Source organism: Terasakiispira papahanaumokuakeensis, assembly GCF_001709345.1.
Lineage (GTDB): Bacteria > Pseudomonadota > Gammaproteobacteria > Pseudomonadales > Halomonadaceae > Terasakiispira > Terasakiispira papahanaumokuakeensis.
Window position 1 is genome coordinate 3,823,107 of record NZ_MDTQ01000001.1, and the last position, 21,192, is coordinate 3,844,298.

Sequence of the window (21,192 nt, forward strand, 5' to 3'; positions counted from 1 at the left end):
TTCAATGAATAGGATACTGTATGAGCGTGATCTTATCAGCGCTTGGTGTGGCGAGTTTTTTAGCCGCGACACTTTTGCCCGGCGGGTCAGAAGTGCTGTTGGTCACCTTACAATGCCAACAAAGCGCTCCTTTGTGGGCGCTCTGGGCGGTGGCGACCTGTGGTAATGTCGCCGGTAGCCTTGTGAACTGGGCGATAGGTCGGGGGGTGGCACGTATCCCCGCAACGGATTCAGGGCGCTTGGGGCGTTATCATCGATTGGCAGAAGCGCTTTTTGAACGTTGGGGGGCCGTGGTTCTATTGTTGGCTTGGGTGCCGGTGATTGGCGATCCATTGACGGCGGTTGCCGGATGGGCAAAGCTCCCTGTCGGGCGTTTTTTATTTTGGGTCGGAATTGGAAAGGCCGCACGTTATGGCATCATTATGGCCATTGCCATTGAAGCCGGGTGTGGTGTGGGGATGGGTGTCCAGTGAGATTGAACGCCCAGATTTGATGGCCATGAGTCAGCTATGGCGGTGGTGTTTGATGTCGGTTGATCGCGTGTTATGGCGATAAGGGGGCTCTTGCGTTCAGCATGGGTTTTTCAGAAATATTATGCCAACGCACCACCTTGTTCATAAAGGTCATGTAAGACATATAGACTTGGTGACTGAGCTCATCTTCCTTTGATGCTTCCTCAATGACTTGTCGAGAGGTCTCACGTAATTTGTCGAGCACCGCTTTAGGGAAGGGACGTAATTCAACGCCATACTCATGGACCAGAATGTTGAGCGCATCATTATTGCGAGCCGTGTACTCATTCAGTACATCTTGGTTAACCGCTTGTGCCGCAGTTTTCAGGATCGCTTGTAAGTCTTGGGGCAGGGCCTCAAAAGCGGATTGGTTGACGAGAAACTCAAATGTTGCATTGGGTTCGTGCCAACCGGGATAGTAATAATACTGGCCCGCTTGGTATAAACCTAAGGCCAAATCATTGTAAGGGCCGACCCATTCTGCGGCATCTAGCTGATTAGACTGTAGCGCCTGAAAAATTTCGCTAGCGGGCAGGTTGACGGGCTGCGCACCCAGTCGCCTCATCACTTCTGCTCCATTGCCCGGGATGCGGATTCTTAGGCCCTTTAAATCATCCACTGTATTGATCTGTAGATTAAACCAGCCCCCCATCTGCACACCGCTAGCCCCGCCTGCCATGGGGATCACGCCATAGGGGCGATAGGCCTTTTCCCATAATGCCATTCCCCCGCCATAGTTCAGCCAAGCGTTGGTTTCCTGTGCGGTCATACCAAAAGGCACGGCGGCAAAAAAGGGCGAAGCGGGAATCGTATCATGCCAGTAATAACTGGCCGAGTGAGCCATTTCGATACGCCCTTCAGACACGGCATTAAACACATCCAGGCTAGGCATTTTTTCACCGGCACCAAAGACACGGATTTTCAAGCGACCATTGGACATTTCACTAACCAGGTCGGCCAGCTTTTCGGGCCCTTGCCCTGCCCCTGGAAAGTTTTTGGGCCAAGCGGTGGCGAGTTGCCACTCAAACTCAGGTTGTGTGGACGCGTCAGCCGGGGGGCGGAATCCGAACAAGCCGTAAATAGGGGGACTACTGCGATTAAGAGCAGCGCAAGACGCTGATGTTTGAGCCGCATGGTTTACCCTCGGTGGCCTCATGCCAAGCCTTATGATGACGTCTCCTAAGCGTTATGCCTAGTGGCTTTGGGTCGTCTTAGTGTCACGGCCAGTGAATATGTTGAACAGGTTTTGACATACCTCATTGGAGGTCATGGTGCTTATCATCGACATCCCATCAATTGATCCTCATGAGTACTGTAGACCAATGATTGAAATCTCGGGATTGGCCATTAGTTTGTAGGCTGAGGAGGTGAGTCGAGTGTGATCGGGTGAGCTCCTTTTCGCTTAGGTGGGTCGAGGCAACCAAATATCCAATGGTAAGTGATCAGAGAATAAAGGTGGGAGTAGCTTGACCTGGGCGCCAGCCAGCTGTGGGCTGACCAGCACATGATCTAAACCCTTGAGAGGTCGCCAGCTGGGGTATGAGGGATGATTCAATGTCAGTAACTGTAGCCCTGTTTCGCGCAGCCTTGGGTGGGCTAATAGCGCCTGAGCACTGCAGTTAAAATCTCCCATGACAATACAGGGCTGGTGTTGAGGCACCTGTTGGGCGATAAAATCCAGTTGTTGCCTTTGAGCCTTAGCGCCGAGAGCCAAGTGGGCGCTAATGATATGGAGCATTTGCCCATGGGGCCACTCAAGCTGAGCGGCTAAAGCCCCGCGGCCGGGCAGCCAACCAGGGAGTACATGTGTTTCGATCGCTGCAAATGCTGGTCGTGAGAGCAATCCATTACTGTGTTGCGCCAGAGCACCCAAGTTACGATTCAGTTGCTGCACATGATGTGGAAACTGGGCGTGTTGAGCCAAATATTCTACTTGGTTTACTCGACCACTCCGAAAACTCCCGCCATCCGCTTCTTGCAAGGCGACAACATCATAGTCCTCGAAGACTCGGGCCATCAATTGCAGGTGGTTGTTACGTTGGGCATAAGGCAATAAGTGCTGCCAGCAACGGGTGACGTAGTGATGATAGCGCTGGGTTTGTATACCCACTTGCATATTAAAGCAGAGCAGCCTGAGGCCGCTCTGGATGTCATGATGTGGTGTCGTGATATGTCCTGCCTGATGCATAAGATGAACGGTTTGAGTCAGAAAACGGTTATTGGCGATCTTGGCGTACCTTGTCGATCAGCTTATTGGCGACTGAGAGCATATTTTGCAGGCTGCCTGCTGTGCGGCCATCAATCACATAGCGGCCATCGACAACTAACGCCGGTACACCGGTTACCTGGTAGCCACGCAACCGAGACATATCTTGTTTAAGCTGGGCATTCACCCCAAAACTATTGTACAAACTCTTCACTTTTGCAGGGTCGGCCCCGAATTGACTGAAGAATTCAGCGACTGAGTCGGCATCATTCAGGCGTTTTCCCTGCTGATGGATGGCATCAAACGTGGCCTGATGCGTTTTGCTCAATAAGCCCAGTGATTCTGCAATATAGTAGATTCGAGCGTGATGTTCCCAGGTATTGTTAAAAGCGGCCGGTAACCGTTCAACGGCGACATCATCGGGTAATTTTTTAACCCAAGCTTCAAAAGAAGGCTCGAACTCATAGCAGTGTGGGCAGCCATACCAGAAAATTTCTGTGACTTCGATTTTCCCAGGCGGGGCTTGAACCGGAACCGGGTCCGTCAATTCACGATAGTCTGCTGCATGAGCAATGCCCAGGCCCAGCACGAGTAGTGCCGCTGCGCGGCGGAAAAAAGTAAGTACAGGTGTCATTCCATGTCCTCGTCTGACATCTCATTCGTGATAAATCGTCGGTCTATGCTGTCTTAAAGACCACACAGAAGTCCAGATGTTCATATGTGAGTACTTCTGCCTTATGGACATGACGTAATGGTCATAACGTAAAAGAGAGGCCGTAGCCTCTCTTTGTCAGTAGCGCTTTGTCATTAACACTTTGTCATTAACACTTTGTGGTTAACGCATTGCCAGTAGCGCCTTATCAGTAGTTAACCATGAGTCAGTGACTTTTCTCCCTGACTCATGATCACATGCTGATAATACTATTCGCTTTTGCCATGCAAGCCGGAAACAAAGTCTGCAACGGCTTCCATTTCACTGTCACTCATTTTATTGGCGATAATGCGCATCATGTTATTCGGGTCATTGCTGCGCTCACCGCTGCGAAAGTTCTTCAGCTGAGTGACGGTGTAAGCCGGGTGTTGTCCAGAGAGCGCAGGGTAAGCGGCGGGTGCATTCCCTTGACCTGTCGGGGAGTGGCAAGCGGTGCAGGCCGGAATCCCTTTGGCCAGATCGCCTGCACGGTAAAGGTTGCGACCTTTTTCGGCCAGTGCCGGGTCAGCTTGGCCCAGGTTGGCCGGGAGCTGTGAAAAGTAAGCGGCAACGTCCAGTGCATCCTGATCACTGAAGTGATCTACCATGCCTGCCATTTGTGGCACGCTTCGAACACCATCGCGAATTTCACGAATTTGTTTGGCTAGATAGCTGGCGTTTTGGCCCGCTAGGTTAGGAAATGTCGGAGCAATACCGACACCATTGCCACCATGACAGGCTGCACACACCTGTGCTTTTGCCTGCCCTGCATTAGGGTCGCCCGCCGCATGAGCCATAGCCACGGCGCCAAGAGAGATTGTCAGGCCTACCAAAAATTTCTTCATCGCTCATCCAGTCTCATTCTTTGCTAGTCGTTGAATGGCCGCTCTATCCTTAGCGGGCACTGCGCCTTAGCTGGTATTACGACGTTATCGATCTGTTGGATCGGGTCTGAAACCAGCCACGCGCCTATGAGCGTCGCTTCAGCGGACACACGGTGATACACTTATTGATATCTGAGGATCAATTCAGTGGGCTTTATCTTGCCCTGTATTGAATTACCCTAGAAATTTTCGGGCATTATATCCACCCCCTTCGGGAACTGGAATGCTGCCACCCTTTCCCTTCGGCGCTAGATTCATCCCCTATGTCTCAGGTCAAAAAATCTTCCAAAAAAGCTGCGTCTTCTAACAAAACCCGTCAGCCCGAAAAGGTCAATGATCGAGGTCAAGCTAAGTTGCAATCGCGCTTACCTTTTCGTCAGGCGGATTACTTGAAAAGTGCACCTGGCTTAGCTCAGTGCCCGCCAGATATTGGCCGAGAAGTGGCATTTGCGGGCCGTTCCAATGCCGGAAAGTCCAGTGCTTTGAACACCTTGACGCATAAAAGTCTGGCCCGTACCAGTAAAACGCCTGGGCGGACGCAGTTGATTAATTTTTTCAGTTTGGGTGAGCAGACCCGACTGGTCGACTTACCCGGTTATGGCTTTGCCAAAGTACCCGAGAAAATGCGCCAGGAATGGGGGCGCCACATGGGTGACTATATCATGCGGCGTCAGTCTCTGGTGGGGCTGGTGGTGGTGATGGATATGCGTCATCCACTGACCGAGTTCGATCAAATGATGATTGATGCGGCGTTAGCCCGTGATCTACCTGTGCATTTGCTTTTGACTAAAGCCGATAAGCTCAAGCGTGGTCCTGCCAAGGCGCAGTTGCTCAAGGTGCGCCGAGAGCTCCGAGAAGTGGGCGTTGAGGTGACGGCGCAGTTATTCTCAGCGCTGAAGCAAGAAGGCGTACAGGAAGCCTGGCGCCAGCTGGAGTCTTGGTTGTTAGAGGATGACGTTGATGCTGAAACCTCGGTTGCGGAGGCGGAACGCGATTCATCGCAGAATGAGAGCTCAGCGGTGACAGGCGCCATTGAGATTAAGCGGGGCTAAGCAGTTGTTCTGCTAACTGATGTAAGTCCTCACAGGCCCAGGTGGCTTGATGGGGCACTGTGGCATCGGCGTCACGATAAATCCAGGCGGTCATCAGGCCACAATTGGCGGCGGACTCAATATCATGTTGTAAGTGATCGCCAACATAGAGTACGGCTTCTGGGGGAAGGTGGTGTTCGGCCAGGGCTCGACGAAAAAACTCTGGGTCCGGCTTCGCTGCGCCTAACACTTCCGCTCGGGTGATATGACTGAAGTGATGGGCTAGCCCAATAGTGCTTAAGTCGGCGTTACCGTTCGACCAAGCGGCCAAGGGGAAGTGCTGGCCGAGGCGTTTGAGAGCCTTCTCGGTATCGGTAAATGGCGTCACCCTTTGGCGCGCCTGCCAAAATTGTTGGAAAACTTGATCGGCCAGTTGTTGGCGGTCGGCTTCGTTGTCTACCCATGGTGTGAGCAGCTGAACAATACTCTCTCGGCGTAAATCAGAGATTCGACGGTAGTAGCTCGGATCGGCTTCGAGTAAGGCCAGTCGCGGTGCCGACATCTCGGCTTGTGAGAGATGCTCGGATAATGCCGGAACTCGCTCACATAGCGCCCGATACTGTGCGGCTTCAGCCGCTTGCATGACATCCCGATTGGGCCAGAGGGTGTCATCTAAATCAAAGGCGATTAACTGGGGTCGCATGGGTCTTCTCCTGTCACTAATGGGCTGTGCTCGTCCCGATGAGCCCGGGGATGGGCTTGATCGTAGACTCGCGCTAAGTGTTGGAAGTCCAGTGCCGTATAGACTTGGGTAGAGCTTAGACTGGCATGCCCCAGGAGTTCTTGAACACCGCGCAAATCGCCGCTCGAAGCCAGTAGGTGGCTGGCAAAAGCATGGCGTAACCGGTGGGGGTGTAAGTGTTCTGGCAATCCTCGCTCAATCGCCAATTGCTGCAGTTGACGCCGTGCTGTTCGGGGGTTAAGGCGTCGTCCCTGTTGACCAAGAAATAATGCGTTTTCTTCAGCATCGCGACACCATAGGGCGCGACATTGATACCAAGCGGTCATCGCGGTTTGACAGCGTCGGCCGATGGGGACTTGTCGCTGGCGCTGACCCTTGCCCTGCACGATGAGTCGGTCTCGGCCAGGGTGCCAATCACTGGTGTTGAGTGCAATCAGCTCTCCGAGGCGCAGGCCGCTGCCATAGAGGAGTTCCAGTAATGCTTGGTCACGGCTTTGTTGGGGGTCGTCAGGATCCCAGGGGGCATCTAAGAAGGCCTGCAAACGCTCAATATCGATAGAGCGTGGCAGTAGGCGTGGTGCTTTAGGCGCTCTTAAATGCAAGCTTGGGTCTTGCTCAATCACTCCGGTCTGGACTAAATATTGACAGAAGCGGCGGATTGCAATGCGGAGTCTTTGTAAGCTGCGCGGGGCGAGGCCTGCCTTGTGGCGCTGGGCTAAAAACTGTTGTAACTCTGTCGCCGTAGGGGCCGCCTTGAGCTGCTGCACCAACGGCGTTAAATCTCGACGATAAGCGGCCAGTGTATGCGGTGAATAGGCACTGGCCTGAGCGTCGAGAAACTGCGCCAAGTGCTCAGCCATAGACTCAGCGATGTCGACCTTCCTGTTGCCGATAAAGCAACCGGTGGATGATATGGCCGAGATACTCGACAAACAGCGTATCTTGTTGATGATTGAACTGGTGCGGTCGTGGATGCGCCAAAATCAGCATGCCCAAAGCCGGTTCGCCCAATCGACACATTAAGGCGGATCCGCCTGCCAATTGGGTCATGTCTAACAGGGGCGCATTGAATTCATCCAGTGCGATACTGCTGGCTTCGTTGGTGCCAAGCAGTGCCAGTTGAGCGCCCGCGCTACGTTCATCTAGTTGCGGGAGCCCTGGAATCGGCTGATAAGTGAACAGCCGAGTTTCGGGAATTCTGAAGTCATCCCGGAGCGAAGCCTGCAAGGCTTGGAACAGTTCACACGGATCAGGGGTATCCAGCAAGGCCAGTACCAGGCGCTCAACCCGACGCAAACGATGTTCGTTGTCTCGTGCCGTATTGAGCAGCTGGCGATACTGTTTGCGCTGTTCAGCCTGCTCCTGACGCAACAGGCGGAGTTGATACAGCAGCAGCGATTCAGCATCTCCGCAGGGGTGATCCAGCTGCATTTCTGCCAGCAGACTTTCCCGGCCTTTAAAAAACGCGGGGTGCTCGGTCAGCCAGGCTTCAACGGCTTCAGCCGTTAGCCATGCGGGTGCTGAATGAGCAGAAGTTTGTGAGTCACTCATAAGTTTTCTCAGATCAGAATCTGACCATCAAAGACGCGAACAGCTGGGCCTGTCATCATGACTGGGTGGCCTGGGCCAGCCCACTCAATCTCCAATGTGCCGCCACGTAAGTGTAGGGTTACCGTTGTATCAAACCAGTTGCGCAATACCCCTGAGACCATCGCCGCGCAAGCGCCGGTGCCGCAAGCGAGAGTTTCTCCGCTACCTCGCTCAAAGACTCTAAGTCGGCCTTCGGTACGACTGATCACTTCCAAAAAGCCAACATTCACGCCTTGGGGAAAGTCTGGGTGATGCTCAATTTTGGGCCCCAACGCTGTGACCGGTGCTTGATCGACAGCCTCAACGGCTAACACCGCATGAGGATTGCCCATAGAGACAGCACCAATGTCATAGTGCTGACCGTCCACTATCAGGGGGTAGGTCGTGGCTTTTTCATTGGCGTGAAATGGAATCTCACTCGGTTGCAGCCGAGGTGCCCCCATATTGACGGTGACACGCTGATCATCCAGCGCATGCAGCAGTAACGGGCCGCCAGCAGTTTGAACCCGTATCTCCCGCTTGATGGTCAGTTTTTTATCACGGACAAAGCGAGCGAAACAACGGGCGCCATTACCGCAGTTTTCTACTTCGGAGCCATCTGCATTGTAGATCCGATAACGGAAGTCCGCATCCGGTTCGGTCGGGGCTTCAACCAGTAATAGCTGGTCAAAACCGATCCCGAAATGACGATCTGCCAGCTGTTTAACCTGTTCGGGTTTGAAGCGAGCCCGTTGGCTGATGAGGTCAACGACCATAAAGTCATTGCCTAATCCATGCATTTTTGTGAAGTGCAGCAACATGAGTGTCTTATCACGCCTTTTCTGCGGTTAACCCGACGATGACTTAAACCCGCTGGAATTCGAAGCCCGTTTGGGTTTGAACCCCGTTTTGGTTTGAACCCTTTTTAGCCTGAAATTGGCAACGGAAATTCGCCTGCCATCTGCTGTTCATAAGTTTCACGCTGACGGACCAGATAACGGCGATCACCCGCAACCATGACTTCTGCTGCGCGATTACGGCTATTGTAATTAGATGACATGACAAATCCATAAGCCCCGGCTGAGCGCACTGCTAATAAATCACCTGGCGCCAGTGCCAGTTCTCGGTGCTTACCGATAAAGTCACCCGTTTCACAGATGGGACCGACAATGTCATAAGTCCGTGTCGGCGTTTCATCGCGAGGCTGTACCGGGATAATGTTTTGCCAGGCATCGTATAGTGCGGGGCGAATCAGATCATTCATCGCCGCATCGACGATCGCAAAGTCTTTTTCTTCTCCGGGTTTTAGAAACTCAACCCGAGTCACCAGTATTCCTGCATTCGCCGCAATTGATCGTCCTGGCTCCATCAGCAGTTCCAATGATCGATTTGCCAGGCGGTCGCGAATCGCTTTGACATAGTCGGCAGGGAGCGGAGGTGTTTCATCATGATATTGAACCCCTAGCCCGCCGCCCAAGTCGAGGTGGTGAATCTGGATACCGGCCTCACCCAGTTGGTCAATCAGGACTAACAGTCGATCCATTGCATCTAGAAAGGGGGGCAAAGAGGTGATCTGTGAGCCGATATGGCAGTCAACGCCAATGATATCGAGATGGTTCAGGCTGGCGGCATGTTGATAGACCTCAACCGCTTGATCAAATGCGATGCCAAATTTGTTGGCTTTGAGCCCGGTCGAGATATAAGGGTGTGTTTGCGGGTCAACATCAGGGTTGACGCGTAACGAAATCGGCGCCCGAACGCCCAGCTCTTCCGCCACTCGATCCAGTCGTTCCAGCTCTGGAATGGACTCGACATTGAAGCACTTGATACCGACTTCCAGTGCCCGACGTATTTCATGGGGTTGTTTGCCCACGCCGGAGAAAACGATGCGGGCTGGGTCGCCACCGGCGGCCAGCGCTCGCTCTAGCTCACCGCCAGAGACAATATCAAAACCTGCGCCGAGACGAGCCAATACACTGAGCACTGCGAGGTTGCTATTAGCTTTGACGGCGTAGCAGATCAGATGAGGCTGCTCCTTTAACGGTTCGTCATACGCTCGAAAGTGACGCTCCAGCGTGGCTCGGGAATAAACATATAAAGGTGTCCCAAACTGTTCAGCCAGTTCGGCGACTGGCACATCTTCAGCCAGTAACTGGCCATCATGGTAATTGAAGTAGTCCATGCTGGGTTCCGTTTAAGCTAGCGGTGTTTTTATGAAGAATGGGCGTGCGCAGTGCTGGTCAAAGGGGCGGGTGACGGCATATAGAGGGGGCCCTTTTGACCGCAGCCGCTGATCGCGAACAGCATTAATAACAGTAAAGGCAGTATGCGCATGCAGGTCTCTCAGCGTTGTCTCAACTTTGAGGTGTTTGATGGCCTCGAAGGTTTCGGTGATCAATACGTTGCCCCAAAGCCAAGATTTCCATCATACCTGCTGAGCGGGCGATAACTAAAGTCTTACGATGCACTAAACCAGTTTGCGGCGCATTAAAGTGCGTGATCACAAATGTTTAGGCTATATCGTTTTTTTTATGAGACCGCCTGTTTTCGCGCTCCAGCATTCAGGCCGTCGCTTGGGGCTTGAATGTTGGAGCACGACCTCTCTGCTTTAACGTGCAGCGATCAGGGCTTTGGCCGTTTGTGCCGCCGCACGAACTTGTGCAGGGGCGGTGCCACCAATATGGTCACGCGCAGCAACAGAACCTTCCAGGGTGAGTACGTCGAAGACATCAGCGGCAATGACATCAGAGAATTGCTGTAGTTCCGCCAGCGTCATTTCTGAGAGGTCTCGCCCTTGCTCAACGCCAAATCCAACCGCTTTACCGACAACCTCATGGGCGTCGCGGAAAGGAACGCCGCTGCGCACCAAGTAATCCGCTAAGTCGGTTGCGGTGGAAAATCCTCGGCGAGCGGCTTCAAACATTTGCTCGCGCTTGGGCTCGATGGCCGGGATCATATCGGCAAAAGCCTTAAGGCAACCTTTGAGGGTATCAATAGTATCAAACAGCGGCTCTTTATCTTCCTGATTATCTTTGTTGTAAGCCAGCGGTTGAGACTTCATCAGAGTGAGCAAACTGATCAGGTGGCCATAAACCCGTCCGGACTTACCGCGAACCAGTTCGGGGACATCGGGATTTTTCTTTTGCGGCATGATCGAGCTGCCTGTGCAGAAACGATCCGGCAAATGAATAAAGTCAAATTGGGCACTCGTCCACAACACCAGCTCTTCACTCATGCGTGACATATGCATCAGGATTAAGCTGGCGAGGCTGCAGAATTCAATCGCAAAGTCGCGATCAGACACAGAGTCCAGCGAGTTAGTGCTTGGACGATCAAAGCCCAGTAGCTCGGCGGTGTAAGCACGATCAATAGGATAAGTCGTGCCTGCCAGTGCGGCGGCCCCAAGAGGCATGATGTTAACGCGCTTACGACAATCCTGAAGACGTTCATAATCACGTTGGAGCATTTCGTTCCAAGCCAGCAGATGATGGCCGAAGGTCACGGGTTGAGCCGTTTGCAGATGTGTAAAGCCGGGCATGATGGTGTCCGCTTCACGTTCTGCAAGCTCAATGGTGCCACGCTGGAGGCGGCTGAGCTCCTCGCTGAGCGTGTCGATTTCATCCCGTAGGTAAAGGCGGACATCGGTGGCCACTTGGTCATTACGCGACCGACCGGTATGCAGCTTTTTCCCGGTGATGCCGATTTTGGCCGTCAGCCGAGCCTCGATGTTCATGTGAACATCTTCCAACGAGACGGACCAATCGAACTCACCACGTTCGATTTCGCCGTGAATTTCGTTCAGCCCTTGGATGATGGCATCACGTTCGTCCTCGGTGAGCACCCCGACACGCGCCAGCATGGTGGCGTGGGCGATTGAGCCCTGGATATCGTGGTGATAAAGGCGCTGATCGAAGGTCACTGAGGCGGTGAAGCGCTCAACGAAGGCATCGGTGGCTTCACTGAAGCGGCCGCCCCAAGGTTTATCAGTTTGCTGGCTCATGTTGTGCTGAATCTCCGTGTGTCCAGTCGTCGTTATTCAGCGAGTTTACCAGAGCCTGGGCTCAGACGTTAACGGGCATGACGTTCAACTTCTGATTGTCGATGATAGCGCCCCACGACTGAAGCAAGGCTGACAAAAGCCAAGAGCGACCAGAGCACTTGATGCCAAGGCAAGAGATAAAGCCCTAAAGCGATCACTGACATATCGGTGCAGAGTAAAGTGCGGCCTGGATGCAGCCCCCATTGTTTCTCCAACCAAGCGGCCAGGATGTTAAAGCCCCCTAGTGAGGCCTGCCGACGAAATAAGATGACCAGCCCCAAACCAATTAACAGGCCCGCAACAGGTGCCGCCAGCAGGGGGTGAATTTCACTGAGCGTGAGGCCTAACCCCAGTGTTTCAGCAATGACTGATAACAACGTAATACAAATAAATGTTCTGAAGCTGTAAGCCCACCCCATACGCTGTATGGCTAAGGCATAGAAAGGGAGGTTGATGACAAAGAAGATCAAGCCAAAATTCCAGCCGCTGGCATGATTCAGCAGTAGGCTGATGCCCGCCGTGCCGCTGACCATAAGACCTGCGCTTTTTAAAAGCTGCACGCCCAGTGCAACCAATAATGAACCTTCAAGCAGGGGCAGCCAGGCTTCGAGTCGATGGCGCAGCCCGAGTCGTGATGATGGCCGTTCCTGGATGGCGCGAGCCGTTACAGAGGTGTTCATTGAGGACTCCTTCACTGCTATTTCAGTGTTTGCCGACCGGCGACTTGTGGTCTTGGGTGGCTGAGTGCTGTTGATCTGCTGGCATCAGGGGTGGGCGACGCCAGTGCTATTCAGCCAAGCATATTTTGTGCCAGAACTATATATTGAAATTTATGTAAAATACAGATGATTAATCTGTCTTTTTTTATTTAAGTAAAAATATTGACCGAATTAATGTCTTTGGCTGGCGCTTTAAATTGGTGCGATAAAATAGTGATGCACTTTATAAGTGCATATTGAACGGGCACAATAAGGGAATGACGGATCGGTCTTATTATTTAGGATGCGCACAATGGCAGCATACCGGCTGGGCGCACTGGCAAGGACGAACGCAACCGTTGCGTGATTATGCGCAACAGTTGAGCTGTGTCGAAGGCAACACCACTTTTTATGGGATGCCTGATGAACGCAAAGTGGCCAGTTGGGTCGCACAGTCGCCGGAAGATTTTCGTTTTGTCTTTAAGTTGCCGCAGCAGCTGACCCATCAAGCACAGTTATTGGATATTGAAGAGGGACTACGCCTGTTTTTTGATCGGCTGACGCCCTTGCGGTCGCACATGGGGCCGGTGTTGATTCAGCTGCCGGCCAGCGCTGGGCCTGAAGTTTTACCGCGCTTATCACGCTGTTTTGATCTGTGGCCTGCCGCTTTTGCTTGTGCTGTTGAAGTGCGCCACCCCGCTTTTTTTGCCAAAGGAGAAGCGGAGCGTCAGCTGAATCGACTATTGATGAGTCGAGGTGTTGATCGGGTGATGTTGGACAGTCGGGCCTTGTTTGCACCGCCTTTGATTGAGACGCCGGAGAACCGTGAAGCGCTCAGTAAAAAACCACGACTACCTTTACATGTCCTCGCAACGGGGCAGAATCCGATTATTCGGTTTATTGGCCATTGGCAACCTGAGGTGGATCAGGCTTTTTGGGCGCAATGGTGGCCTCAATTAATGCTGTGGATAAAGCAGGGGAAAACCCCTTGGTTTTTTGTGCACAGCCCCAGCAATGCGGATGCCCCGGAGCGGGCTCAGGCTTTCCATCGTGGGCTTGTCAGTGCTTGTGAACAAGAGGTGGAGACGATGCCGCCTCTAGGTGAGGGGCCTTCTATTGCCGCTCATGTTGTTGAGCAATCGATGTTGTTTTAACGCGCTGTTTAATCGTGAGTGTGTTTTTGATGTCGATGTATCGTTTTGATATCGATGCACTGTTTGGATAGCGAAGTGATGTTTGATAACGAAGTGATGTTTGATAACGAAGCGATGTGTTGATAACGAAGAACTGGATCTTCATCGGCGAGATATATCGTACCCTGTTATTATATTGCCCAACTTAATATTTTTAAGTGAAAACACTGTTTTTAATACAAACCTCATTGACAGCTTGTAGGTAAAACAGGTAACTCTAGTTAAACAAACTGTTGCCAGTTATCCACTGGTGCAGGCTTCCGCTACGCATCCATTGGCTTACCCAGCGAATGACTTCATGTGATGACCTCATCCATGTGATGCGAGTATTTCGCGGCAGCGATCCTGCGGCGTCCGTTGGACTTTATCCCCCGTACGCCTGATGCCACCTGCCTATATGGCTTACATAGGGTAGAGGGACAGGTGTAGGTGTTTAAAATTCATTGCGGAGCCTAACAACAATAAGCATTGCCCCGTGTGATATCGGGGTAATCCGTAGGATTCAAAGGTGTAAAACATGACACTTAAAGCCAGTAGCCACGGTCAGTGGTCTTCGAAAATGGGCTTCATCCTCGCGGCAGTGGGTTCTGCGGTGGGGCTTGGGAATATTTGGAAATTCCCTTATATGGTCGGTGATAGTGGCGGTGCCGCTTTTGTCCTGGTCTATCTGCTCTGCGTCTTTCTGATTGGTATGCCTATTCTTGTGGCCGAGTGGATGATCGGCCGTCGAGGGCAGCACAACCCCATTAACTCTGTCGTTAAAGTGGCTGAGCAAAATAACCGGGCCAAGGTCTGGGGATTAATTGGGGTCGCGGGGACTTTGGGCGCCTGGTTGATCTTATCGTTTTATAGTGTGATCGGGGGGTGGGCGCTTTCTTATATCGGTTTTTCTGGTGCAGGTGATTTTTCTGGTATTTCACCAGAAGGTGCCGGTGAGTTGTTCTCTAACTTTTTGGGGTCTCCAGGAACGCTTTTAGGCTGGCATACGGCCTTTATGGCGTTAGTGGTGGTGATTGTCGCCATGGGGGTTTCCAATGGTCTGGAACGTGCGGCTAAGCTCTTGATGCCGGCATTGGTGCTGCTGCTGTTAGTGTTGGTGGTGTATGGCATCACCACTCCCGGTTTTGCTGATGCCATGGCCTTTATGTTCCAACCGGATCTGACCAAATTAACAGGGCAGACGGTCTTGGCCGCTTTGGGTCATGCTTTCTTCACCTTGTCGCTGGGTATGGGCATTATGCTGGCCTACGGCTCTTATCTTGGTGAAGATGTCAATCTGCTGAAAACGGCACGTACCGTGGTGATTCTGGATACCGTGATTGCCCTGTTGGCAGGCATGGCCATTTTCCCTGTCGTGTTCACCAACGGGTTAGATGCCAGTGCGGGTCCAGGGCTTATCTTTGTTACGCTGCCGTTGGCCTTTGGCCAGATGGGGGCAGGTTCAATTCTGGGCGTTCTCTTCTTTATTCTACTGGTTTTTGCGGCCTTGACGTCAGCGATGTCGCTGCTTGAGCCGGTGGTAGAATTGCTGGAAGAGCGCACTCCGATGAACCGTATTGGTGCCACCTTGGTTGCGGGCATTGCGACTTGGCTGTTGGGTATCGCCAGTGTGTTGTCTTTGAACCTCTGGTCAGAGCTGCATCTATTACCTGGGATGACAGTATTTGACTCCCTGGATTACTTAACCAGTAAGTTCATGCTGCCGTTAACCGGCCTGGGGGCGATTGTCTTCTTAGGCTGGGCGATGAACCAGGACAGTGTGCTCAAAGAACTTCAGCTGTCTGGCGGCCAAGCGACGGCCTGGCAATTAGCTTCTCGCTATATTGCGCCCATCGGGGTGGTGATCGTCTTTATCAGCAGCTTGTTTTCGTAAAAGGTGTTTTAGGCTGCTTGCCAGCGTTTAAATCTGTTGTCAGTGTTTAAACGGTGCTTGTAAGCAGACCTTGCGCCCGGAGCATGCTCAATATTGAGTCATTTCCGGGCGCTTTTGATTCGTCTTGGTGATGCGTCTTGGTGTTAGTGCGCGGTGTTGTTTTCCAGCCGTTCGTTGGTTTAGTGGCCGTCCCAACCGTCTTCGATAGCGGCTTCCAGTGCTTTCATTTCTTTTCGGCGTTCGATGTGGCGGCGTGCAGATAAGCTGCGTTGTGCCTGGTGTCGTTGGGTTTGTTCGCGTTCATGGAGCGTGATGTCCATGAAAATATCCAGTATTTCCGCTTTGACGTTATCCAGCATTTGCATATCGCTCATAGCCTTCTCCTCGTCTTAGGAAAGTCCCTGGAGCCTGATGGGCTCGCGTGGTCCAACCTCTGTTATCCGTAGTCTGATGGTACGTCCGCCAAGGCGGCCTCCAATCCTGCCGACGACTACTATAACCCAGCAAATATGACGCAATTTTTGCGCCAATTCTTCTACTTTGTGTCATTTTGGGTTAAGTCAGCGGCCAGACCTCGTTACAATGGGGCCAGCGTATTACTTATTGAGTACCGCTTAGCGTCTGTATTACTTGGCTTTTGTGTTGTTTGGCTTCAGTGCTGTTTGGCTTCAGTGCTACGTCGCTTAAGTGTTACTGATTCGGTATTACTTCATTTAGTTAGTCGGCAAGACGGGCCCGATCGTGATCAATATTCTGGAAAAACTCCGTACTTCCATGGACCAGTTCCGGCGCTCGGAGCAAAAGGTCGCGCATTTCGTGCTGAAATGTCCGAAAGAAGTGATCCATATGCGGATTGTTGATCTGGCGACAGAGGCCAATGTCAGCGAACCGACTGTGGTGCGTTTTTGCCGGGCTTTAGGCTGTGATGGTTTTCAAGATTTTAAGTTGAAACTGGCGCAAGTACTGGCGACTGATACGTCTTTTGCACAGTTCTCAATGAATGATGGCGACACGGTGGGTGAATTCTCACGCAGCATTTTTGACTCAACAGTCGGAACGTTACTGCAGGTGCGTGACCGCCTGGATATTACACGTTTACAGGATGCGATTAATTTATTGGCCAATGCCAATCGAGTTGAGTTCTATGGCTATGGCGCTTCAGGGGCTGTAGCGGTCGATGCCCAGCACAAATTTTTCCGTTTGCAGATGTCGACGGCGGCCTACTCTGACCCTCATATGCAGAACATGTCGGCGGTGACGTTGACTCCAGGTGATGTCGTGGTTGCGATTTCCCAGACGGGTCGCACGACGTCTTTACTGCAAAGTGTTCAATTGGCCCATGATGCGGGGGCCAGTGTCATTGGTTTGTGCCCCAGCGGTACACCGCTGGCCGAGCAGGTCTCGTTGCCGCTGTATATCGATGTGCCAGAAGACACTGAAATTTATACGCCGATGACTTCTCGAATTGTGCACCTCGTGGTTGTGGATGTACTGGCGGTGGGGGTTGCTAAATTGCGCGGCCCCAAGCTCGCTGAACACCTGAAGGCAGTGAAACGAAGCCTTCAGGGGTTACGCATGCAAGATCAGCGAGATGCTTGAATGTCCCACCTGTGCTGTTTGTGTTCAGTACTCTCTGTATTTGTGATCCTCTGTATTTGTGATTCTCTGATTTTTGACCTGTGAGGTGCTTCTGAAATGGATGTGACCGCCATCATTGAGTCGCTGAATGCGGCTCAGCGTGAAGCCGTCTGTGCCGATGAACATGATCAGCTGGTATTGGCTGGGGCGGGATCGGGGAAAACCCGAGTGTTGGTGCATCGGATTGCCTGGTTATTGGCAACAGCAGGCCACTCACCTCATGATCTGTTGGCGGTGACGTTCACCAATAAAGCCGCCCGCGAGATGCGTTTAAGGCTGGAGGCTTTGCTGGGCTTGAACCTACGCAGCATGTGGGTCGGCACTTTTCATAGTTTGTCGCATCGTTTACTGCGGACTCATTGGAAGGATGCGCAATTACCCCAGCATTTCCAGATTTTGGATAGTGATGATCAACTACGCGTCATCAAGCGCTTAATGAAGGATTTGGGCGTTGATGATGATCGTTTTCCACCGAAACAGGCGCAGTGGTTTATTAACGGCCAGAAAGATGAAGGCCGTCGGGCGGCTCATGTGTTAGCAAGAGGCGAATTTGAGCGTGGCATGGCTGAGATTTATGCGGCTTATGAGGAGCGTTGCCAGCAGCAGGGATTGGTCGACTTTGCTGAGCTATTGTTGCGGGCTTTAGAGCTGTTGCGTGATACGCCTTTACTCTTGCAACACTACCAGAATCGTTTCAAGCACATCCTGGTCGATGAGTTTCAAGACACGAACACCCTTCAGTATGCTTGGTTACGGCTTTTGCGTGGCCCTAACAGTTGTCTGATGGCTGTGGGCGATGATGACCAGTCTATCTATGGCTGGCGCGGTGCCAAGATTGAGAACATTCAACGCTTCACGGAAGATTTTTCGGGCGCGAAAACCGTACGGCTGGAGCAGAATTACCGTTCTACCGGCACCATTCTGGATGCTGCCAATGCTTTAATTAGTCATAACACCGGACGCCTGGGTAAGGAGCTATGGACTGATGGCGCCAGCGGTGAGCCGATTAGTGTTTATGCGGCGTTTAATGAACAGGATGAAGCGCGTTTTATTGTTGATTTAATTCAACAGCATGTTCAGGACGGCGGGCTGCGTCGAGAGTGTGCCATTCTTTATCGCTCCAATGCACAATCTCGAACTTTGGAAGAAACCTTGTTGCGCCAGCAGGTGCCTTACCGGATTTATGGTGGCCAACGCTTTTACGAGCGCTTGGAAATTAAAAATGCACTGGCGTATTTGCGCTTGATGGTGAATCGGGATGATGCGCCTGCATTCGAGCGCGTGATCAATACGCCAACACGGGGCATTGGTACCACCACTTTAGAAAAATTGCGTGCTCGAGCGCGAGATGAAGGCCAAAGTCTATGGCAAGCCGCCATTGAAATGATCAGTGGCGGCCTTTTAAAAGGCCGGGCGGCGACTTCTGTGCAAGCCTTTATCCAATTGATCGAACGGCTAGATGAGCAGAGTTTGCCACTCCCCTTGCATGAGCAAGTGGAGTTAGTGTTGAACGACACTCAGCTGATGGATTTTCATGCGCAGGAAAAGGGTGAAAAAGGGCAGGCTCGGGTTGAGAACTTAAAAGAATTGATCACCGCTGTGCGACAGTATGATCCCGCGCTGCCGGTCACCATGAGTGATGACGGTGAGATTAATCTTGAAGGACGTGCCGCCTTGGAGCATTTCTTGGCTGAGGCAACTTTGGATGCAGGCGATACTCAGGCTGAAGAGGATCAGGATGCGGTGCAAATGATGACACTGCATACCGCGAAAGGGCTGGAGTTCCCCTTGGTCTTTATTGCTGGTGTCGAAGAAGGGCTCTTTCCCCATCAAATGTCGATTGAAGAAGGCGCTGATCGGCTCGAAGAAGAACGTCGTCTCTGTTACGTCGGGATTACCCGGGCTATGAAGAAGTTGTATCTGACCCATGCCGAAAGTCGTCGGATTTATGGACGAGATAACTTATGTCGCCCTTCACGTTTTATCAGTGAACTTCCTGAGAACTTGCTACAAGAAGTGCGCTTGCGAGCCTCTATCAGTCGTCCCGTTTCTGCTCGGCCTCAAGTTCGGCATCAGGGGATGGCGCAGAGTCAGGCTGAAGAGGTGGGGTTGAGAGTCGGGCAGCAGGTGTCCCACCCTAAATTTGGCGCCGGTATTATTCTGCATGCTGAAGGCGATGGGCCGAAAACCCGGTTATTGATTAACTTTGATGAGGTGGGTGAAAAGTGGTTGGTGCTGGGATTTGCACCGTTAACCCCTTTGGATTAATCCCATTGGGCCCTCAGCGGGACGAGGGCCCTTGCGGTGACGCTCGCCTCTTTTACGCTTCTTCAGGCACCGCGCGAATACGGCCTTGCTCGTCTAACGCGACCATCACAAAGCGAGATTCGGTGACCTTGTAATATGAATCCGGGCCTGTTTCAAAGGGGGGCTGTATCCAGGCCTCAACCGTGAAGGTCATGGAGCTGCGGCCGACTTCCTGTAGTTGGGTATGGATATTGAGCGTGGCGCCCACCCTGACCGGACAAAGAAAATCCATGGCTTGCATGGCGACGGTGGCTGTTCGCCCTTGAGCGCGCCGCGCTGCAGCCAATTCAGCGGCTTGCTCCATTTGCGCGACCACCCATCCTGCAGAAATATCGCCATGGATATTCGTCTCTTGGCCCGAGGCCACCAGACAGAGTGTTAATTCTCCTTCCGGCGCGGGCACTGCTTCCAGATCGTCAAACTCAGCCATAAAAATTCCGTGGTAGTGGTGTCATCTTGTTATTGGAGTGTTTTGTTATCGGATGTTGCGACTTCTTGGAGCATTGCTGCTTTGAGGCAATACTGGCTAAGGAGTCTACACAAGGCAAACCTAAGCGTCATTCATCTGATCATCCAAGCGGGTCGGCTTTCACCATTTTGTCATCTTTTCGGACTAGGGTTTCTGTTAATGGGCTTGGAAGCTATTTGGTGTGGAAGCTATTTGGCGTCGTTGATATTTAAATGGTGAGCGGTGCATGTCTGGATTACACCATTTGACAGCATATCGCTTGAAGGATGGCAGGCAGGAGAATGTGAATGAAATTTCAAATGAAGACAGCCGCGGCTCACGCGCAGGCGCTCTCCCCTTTTTCGACTAAAGCCCTCTCGGCCGCATTGAGCTTGGCCGTGACTTTATGGGCGGGGCAAACATTGGCTGCAGGCGCTCAGGTCGATGAGCAGTTAGCCGATTATACTAAGTCCAGTGGAGTGTCCGGTAACTTATCCAGTGTGGGGTCAGATACTTTGGCCAACCTGATGACCTTATGGGCTGAAACATTCAAGCGTAATTATCCGAATGTGAATGTGCAGATTCAGGCCGCAGGTTCGTCTACGGCCCCCCCTGCTTTGACAGAAGGGACTTCTAATGTCGGCCCGATGTCGCGGCGCATGAAAGATAAAGAAATGGAAGCCTTTGAAAATCGCTATGGCTACAAAGCGACCGCTGTGCCGGTGGCAATTGATGCGCTGGCTGTGTTTGTTCACAAAGATAACCCGATTCAAGGGCTGAATTTACAGCAGGTTGATGCGATCTTTTCCAGCACGCTGCGGTGCGGCGCCAATCATAGTGCCACTCAGTGGGGCGATTTGGGGCTCACTGGGGCATGGCAGAATCGTGATATTCAGTTATATGGACGTAATTCGGTCTCCGGCACTTATGGTTACTTTAAAGAGCATGCGTTGTGCAAAGGTGACTTTAAAAATGGTGTGAACGAGCAGCCGGGATCCGCTTCAGTGGTGCAGTCGGTATCAACTTCAATCAATGCGATTGGTTACTCGGGCATTGGCTATAAAACAGCCTCTGTGCGCGCAGTGCCTTTAGCGAAAGGCGATGGTCAGCAGTATGTGGAGGCAACGCCTGAACATGCGGTGACGGGGGAATATCCTTTGTCTCGCTTCCTTTATATTTATGTCAATAAGAAACCGAATGAAGCTTTGCCGCCATTGGAGCGCGAGTTTCTGCGTCTGGTCTTGTCTAAGCAAGGTCAAGAAGTCGTCGTGAAAGATGGCTATGTGCCTTTGCCTGCCTCCGTGGTTGAACGTCTCCATCGGCAACTGGATATTTAACCGCTCAGTCTCGCCCTGCTTCGG

General features: G+C 52.2%; 21 protein-coding genes. 7 read left to right on the forward strand and 14 right to left on the reverse strand.

Annotation, left to right across the window (positions count from 1 at the left end; translation table 11 throughout):
• The first annotated feature begins 20 nt into the window (after positions 1 to 20).
• Positions 21 to 473 carry a YqaA family protein gene (locus BFW38_RS16675; RefSeq protein ID WP_068999906.1) on the forward strand — a complete coding sequence of 151 codons (453 nt, stop codon included), beginning with the start codon at positions 21 to 23 and terminating at the stop codon, positions 471 to 473.
• 70 nt (positions 474 to 543) lie between these two features.
• Here the strand turns inward: BFW38_RS16675 and BFW38_RS16680 are convergent, their stop codons facing one another.
• From BFW38_RS16680 to BFW38_RS16695, 4 genes are all read right to left on the reverse strand, one after another.
• Entirely contained in the window at positions 544 to 1,668 is a 1,125-nt protein-coding gene (locus BFW38_RS16680) for a TRAP transporter substrate-binding protein (protein ID WP_068999907.1), read from the reverse strand.
• A gap of 246 nt (positions 1,669 to 1,914) precedes the next feature.
• Positions 1,915 to 2,628: an endonuclease/exonuclease/phosphatase family protein gene (locus BFW38_RS16685; RefSeq protein ID WP_245686183.1), complete on the reverse strand. Its 714-nt coding sequence runs from the start codon at positions 2,626 to 2,628 to the stop codon at positions 1,915 to 1,917.
• A gap of 100 nt (positions 2,629 to 2,728) precedes the next feature.
• Positions 2,729 to 3,352, reverse strand: a complete 624-nt coding sequence (locus BFW38_RS16690; protein WP_068999909.1) for a thiol:disulfide interchange protein DsbA/DsbL — start codon at positions 3,350 to 3,352, stop codon at positions 2,729 to 2,731.
• 287 nt (positions 3,353 to 3,639) lie between these two features.
• A complete protein-coding gene (locus BFW38_RS16695) occupies positions 3,640 to 4,254 on the reverse strand; it encodes a c-type cytochrome (protein ID WP_068999910.1) in 615 nt (204 codons plus the stop codon).
• A 302-nt stretch (positions 4,255 to 4,556) separates the two neighbouring features.
• On the opposite strand from BFW38_RS16695, the gene yihA reads away from it, so the two are divergent.
• Positions 4,557 to 5,345: a ribosome biogenesis GTP-binding protein YihA/YsxC gene (yihA, locus tag BFW38_RS16700; protein ID WP_068999911.1), complete on the forward strand. Its 789-nt coding sequence runs from the start codon at positions 4,557 to 4,559 to the stop codon at positions 5,343 to 5,345.
• On the opposite strand, the gene BFW38_RS16705 is transcribed toward yihA, so the two are convergent.
• The 8 genes from BFW38_RS16705 to BFW38_RS16735 all read right to left on the reverse strand — a co-directional run bounded on the left by BFW38_RS16705 (position 5,332) and on the right by BFW38_RS16735 (position 12,354).
• A complete protein-coding gene (locus BFW38_RS16705) occupies positions 5,332 to 6,027 on the reverse strand; it encodes an HAD family hydrolase (protein ID WP_068999913.1) in 696 nt (231 codons plus the stop codon). The genes yihA and BFW38_RS16705 overlap by 14 nt on opposite strands.
• Positions 6,012 to 6,926: a tyrosine recombinase XerC gene (locus tag BFW38_RS16710; RefSeq protein ID WP_068999915.1), complete on the reverse strand. Its 915-nt coding sequence runs from the start codon at positions 6,924 to 6,926 to the stop codon at positions 6,012 to 6,014. The genes BFW38_RS16705 and BFW38_RS16710 overlap by 16 nt, the downstream gene beginning before the upstream one ends.
• Before the next feature lie 4 nt (positions 6,927 to 6,930).
• Complete coding sequence (locus BFW38_RS16715; RefSeq protein ID WP_068999917.1) at positions 6,931 to 7,617, reverse strand: DUF484 family protein; 687 nt, start codon at positions 7,615 to 7,617, stop codon at positions 6,931 to 6,933.
• 8 nt (positions 7,618 to 7,625) lie between these two features.
• A complete protein-coding gene (dapF, locus tag BFW38_RS16720) occupies positions 7,626 to 8,456 on the reverse strand; it encodes a diaminopimelate epimerase (protein ID WP_068999918.1) in 831 nt (276 codons plus the stop codon).
• A gap of 104 nt (positions 8,457 to 8,560) precedes the next feature.
• Positions 8,561 to 9,817: a diaminopimelate decarboxylase gene (gene lysA / locus BFW38_RS16725; protein ID WP_068999922.1), complete on the reverse strand. Its 1,257-nt coding sequence runs from the start codon at positions 9,815 to 9,817 to the stop codon at positions 8,561 to 8,563.
• 29 nt (positions 9,818 to 9,846) lie between these two features.
• Positions 9,847 to 9,969 carry an LPS translocon maturation chaperone LptM gene (lptM, locus tag BFW38_RS18535; RefSeq protein WP_084004732.1) on the reverse strand — a complete coding sequence of 41 codons (123 nt, stop codon included), beginning with the start codon at positions 9,967 to 9,969 and terminating at the stop codon, positions 9,847 to 9,849.
• Between the two features lie 274 nt (positions 9,970 to 10,243).
• On the reverse strand, positions 10,244 to 11,635 hold the full coding sequence (gene argH, locus BFW38_RS16730; RefSeq protein ID WP_068999927.1) for an argininosuccinate lyase: 1,392 nt from the start codon (positions 11,633 to 11,635) through the stop codon (positions 10,244 to 10,246).
• Between the two features lie 68 nt (positions 11,636 to 11,703).
• On the reverse strand, positions 11,704 to 12,354 hold the full coding sequence (locus BFW38_RS16735) for a YitT family protein (RefSeq protein WP_084004733.1): 651 nt from the start codon (positions 12,352 to 12,354) through the stop codon (positions 11,704 to 11,706).
• 296 nt (positions 12,355 to 12,650) lie between these two features.
• Here BFW38_RS16735 and BFW38_RS16740 point away from each other — a divergent pair, with 296 nt between their 5' ends.
• Both BFW38_RS16740 and BFW38_RS16745 read left to right on the forward strand, forming a co-directional pair.
• Positions 12,651 to 13,526 (forward strand): DUF72 domain-containing protein, encoded by an 876-nt coding sequence (locus tag BFW38_RS16740; protein WP_068999928.1) that lies wholly within the window; start codon positions 12,651 to 12,653, stop codon positions 13,524 to 13,526.
• 556 nt (positions 13,527 to 14,082) lie between these two features.
• Positions 14,083 to 15,438, forward strand: a complete 1,356-nt coding sequence (locus tag BFW38_RS16745) for a sodium-dependent transporter (protein WP_068999930.1) — start codon at positions 14,083 to 14,085, stop codon at positions 15,436 to 15,438.
• 179 nt (positions 15,439 to 15,617) lie between these two features.
• Here BFW38_RS16745 and BFW38_RS16750 read toward each other — a convergent pair whose 3' ends face one another.
• The gene (locus tag BFW38_RS16750) at positions 15,618 to 15,812 is read right to left on the reverse strand and encodes a PA3496 family putative envelope integrity protein (protein ID WP_068999932.1); all 195 of its coding nucleotides are present in this window, start codon (positions 15,810 to 15,812) and stop codon (positions 15,618 to 15,620) included.
• A 367-nt stretch (positions 15,813 to 16,179) separates the two neighbouring features.
• Here BFW38_RS16750 and hexR point away from each other — a divergent pair, with 367 nt between their 5' ends.
• Both hexR and uvrD read left to right on the forward strand, forming a co-directional pair.
• Positions 16,180 to 17,037 carry a transcriptional regulator HexR gene (gene hexR, locus BFW38_RS16755; protein WP_425427928.1) on the forward strand — a complete coding sequence of 286 codons (858 nt, stop codon included), beginning with the start codon at positions 16,180 to 16,182 and terminating at the stop codon, positions 17,035 to 17,037.
• Positions 17,038 to 17,133: 96 nt separating this feature from the next.
• The gene (gene uvrD, locus BFW38_RS16760; RefSeq protein WP_068999939.1) at positions 17,134 to 19,344 is read left to right on the forward strand and encodes a DNA helicase II; all 2,211 of its coding nucleotides are present in this window, start codon (positions 17,134 to 17,136) and stop codon (positions 19,342 to 19,344) included.
• 52 nt (positions 19,345 to 19,396) lie between these two features.
• Here the strand turns inward: uvrD and BFW38_RS16765 are convergent, their stop codons facing one another.
• Entirely contained in the window at positions 19,397 to 19,813 is a 417-nt protein-coding gene (locus tag BFW38_RS16765; RefSeq protein ID WP_068999941.1) for an acyl-CoA thioesterase, read from the reverse strand.
• 326 nt (positions 19,814 to 20,139) lie between these two features.
• Here BFW38_RS16765 and BFW38_RS16770 point away from each other — a divergent pair, with 326 nt between their 5' ends.
• Entirely contained in the window at positions 20,140 to 21,168 is a 1,029-nt protein-coding gene (locus tag BFW38_RS16770; RefSeq protein WP_281180438.1) for a PstS family phosphate ABC transporter substrate-binding protein, read from the forward strand.
• The last annotated feature ends 24 nt before the right edge of the window (positions 21,169 to 21,192 follow it).

Coding starts and splice junctions, on each gene's coding strand:
- BFW38_RS16750 (WP_068999932.1), bottom strand. CDS start 15,812: ATGAGCGATATGCAAATGCTGGATAACGTCAAAGCGGAAATACTGGAT.
- BFW38_RS16770 (WP_281180438.1), top strand. CDS start 20,140: ATGAAATTTCAAATGAAGACAGCCGCGGCTCACGCGCAGGCGCTCTCC.
- BFW38_RS16705 (WP_068999913.1), bottom strand. CDS start 6,027: ATGCGACCCCAGTTAATCGCCTTTGATTTAGATGACACCCTCTGGCCC.
- BFW38_RS16710 (WP_068999915.1), bottom strand. CDS start 6,926: ATGGCTGAGCACTTGGCGCAGTTTCTCGACGCTCAGGCCAGTGCCTAT.
- BFW38_RS16675 (WP_068999906.1), top strand. CDS start 21: ATGAGCGTGATCTTATCAGCGCTTGGTGTGGCGAGTTTTTTAGCCGCG.
- BFW38_RS16690 (WP_068999909.1), bottom strand. CDS start 3,352: ATGACACCTGTACTTACTTTTTTCCGCCGCGCAGCGGCACTACTCGTG.
- BFW38_RS16685 (WP_245686183.1), bottom strand. CDS start 2,628: ATGCAAGTGGGTATACAAACCCAGCGCTATCATCACTACGTCACCCGT.
- BFW38_RS16765 (WP_068999941.1), bottom strand. CDS start 19,813: ATGGCTGAGTTTGACGATCTGGAAGCAGTGCCCGCGCCGGAAGGAGAA.
- yihA (WP_068999911.1), top strand. CDS start 4,557: ATGTCTCAGGTCAAAAAATCTTCCAAAAAAGCTGCGTCTTCTAACAAA.
- lysA (WP_068999922.1), bottom strand. CDS start 9,817: ATGGACTACTTCAATTACCATGATGGCCAGTTACTGGCTGAAGATGTG.
- argH (WP_068999927.1), bottom strand. CDS start 11,635: ATGAGCCAGCAAACTGATAAACCTTGGGGCGGCCGCTTCAGTGAAGCC.
- BFW38_RS16740 (WP_068999928.1), top strand. CDS start 12,651: ATGACGGATCGGTCTTATTATTTAGGATGCGCACAATGGCAGCATACC.
- BFW38_RS16715 (WP_068999917.1), bottom strand. CDS start 7,617: ATGAGTGACTCACAAACTTCTGCTCATTCAGCACCCGCATGGCTAACG.
- dapF (WP_068999918.1), bottom strand. CDS start 8,456: ATGTTGCTGCACTTCACAAAAATGCATGGATTAGGCAATGACTTTATG.
- lptM (WP_084004732.1), bottom strand. CDS start 9,969: ATGCGCATACTGCCTTTACTGTTATTAATGCTGTTCGCGATCAGCGGC.
- uvrD (WP_068999939.1), top strand. CDS start 17,134: ATGGATGTGACCGCCATCATTGAGTCGCTGAATGCGGCTCAGCGTGAA.
- BFW38_RS16695 (WP_068999910.1), bottom strand. CDS start 4,254: ATGAAGAAATTTTTGGTAGGCCTGACAATCTCTCTTGGCGCCGTGGCT.
- BFW38_RS16680 (WP_068999907.1), bottom strand. CDS start 1,668: ATGAGGCCACCGAGGGTAAACCATGCGGCTCAAACATCAGCGTCTTGC.
- BFW38_RS16735 (WP_084004733.1), bottom strand. CDS start 12,354: ATGAACACCTCTGTAACGGCTCGCGCCATCCAGGAACGGCCATCATCA.
- BFW38_RS16745 (WP_068999930.1), top strand. CDS start 14,083: ATGACACTTAAAGCCAGTAGCCACGGTCAGTGGTCTTCGAAAATGGGC.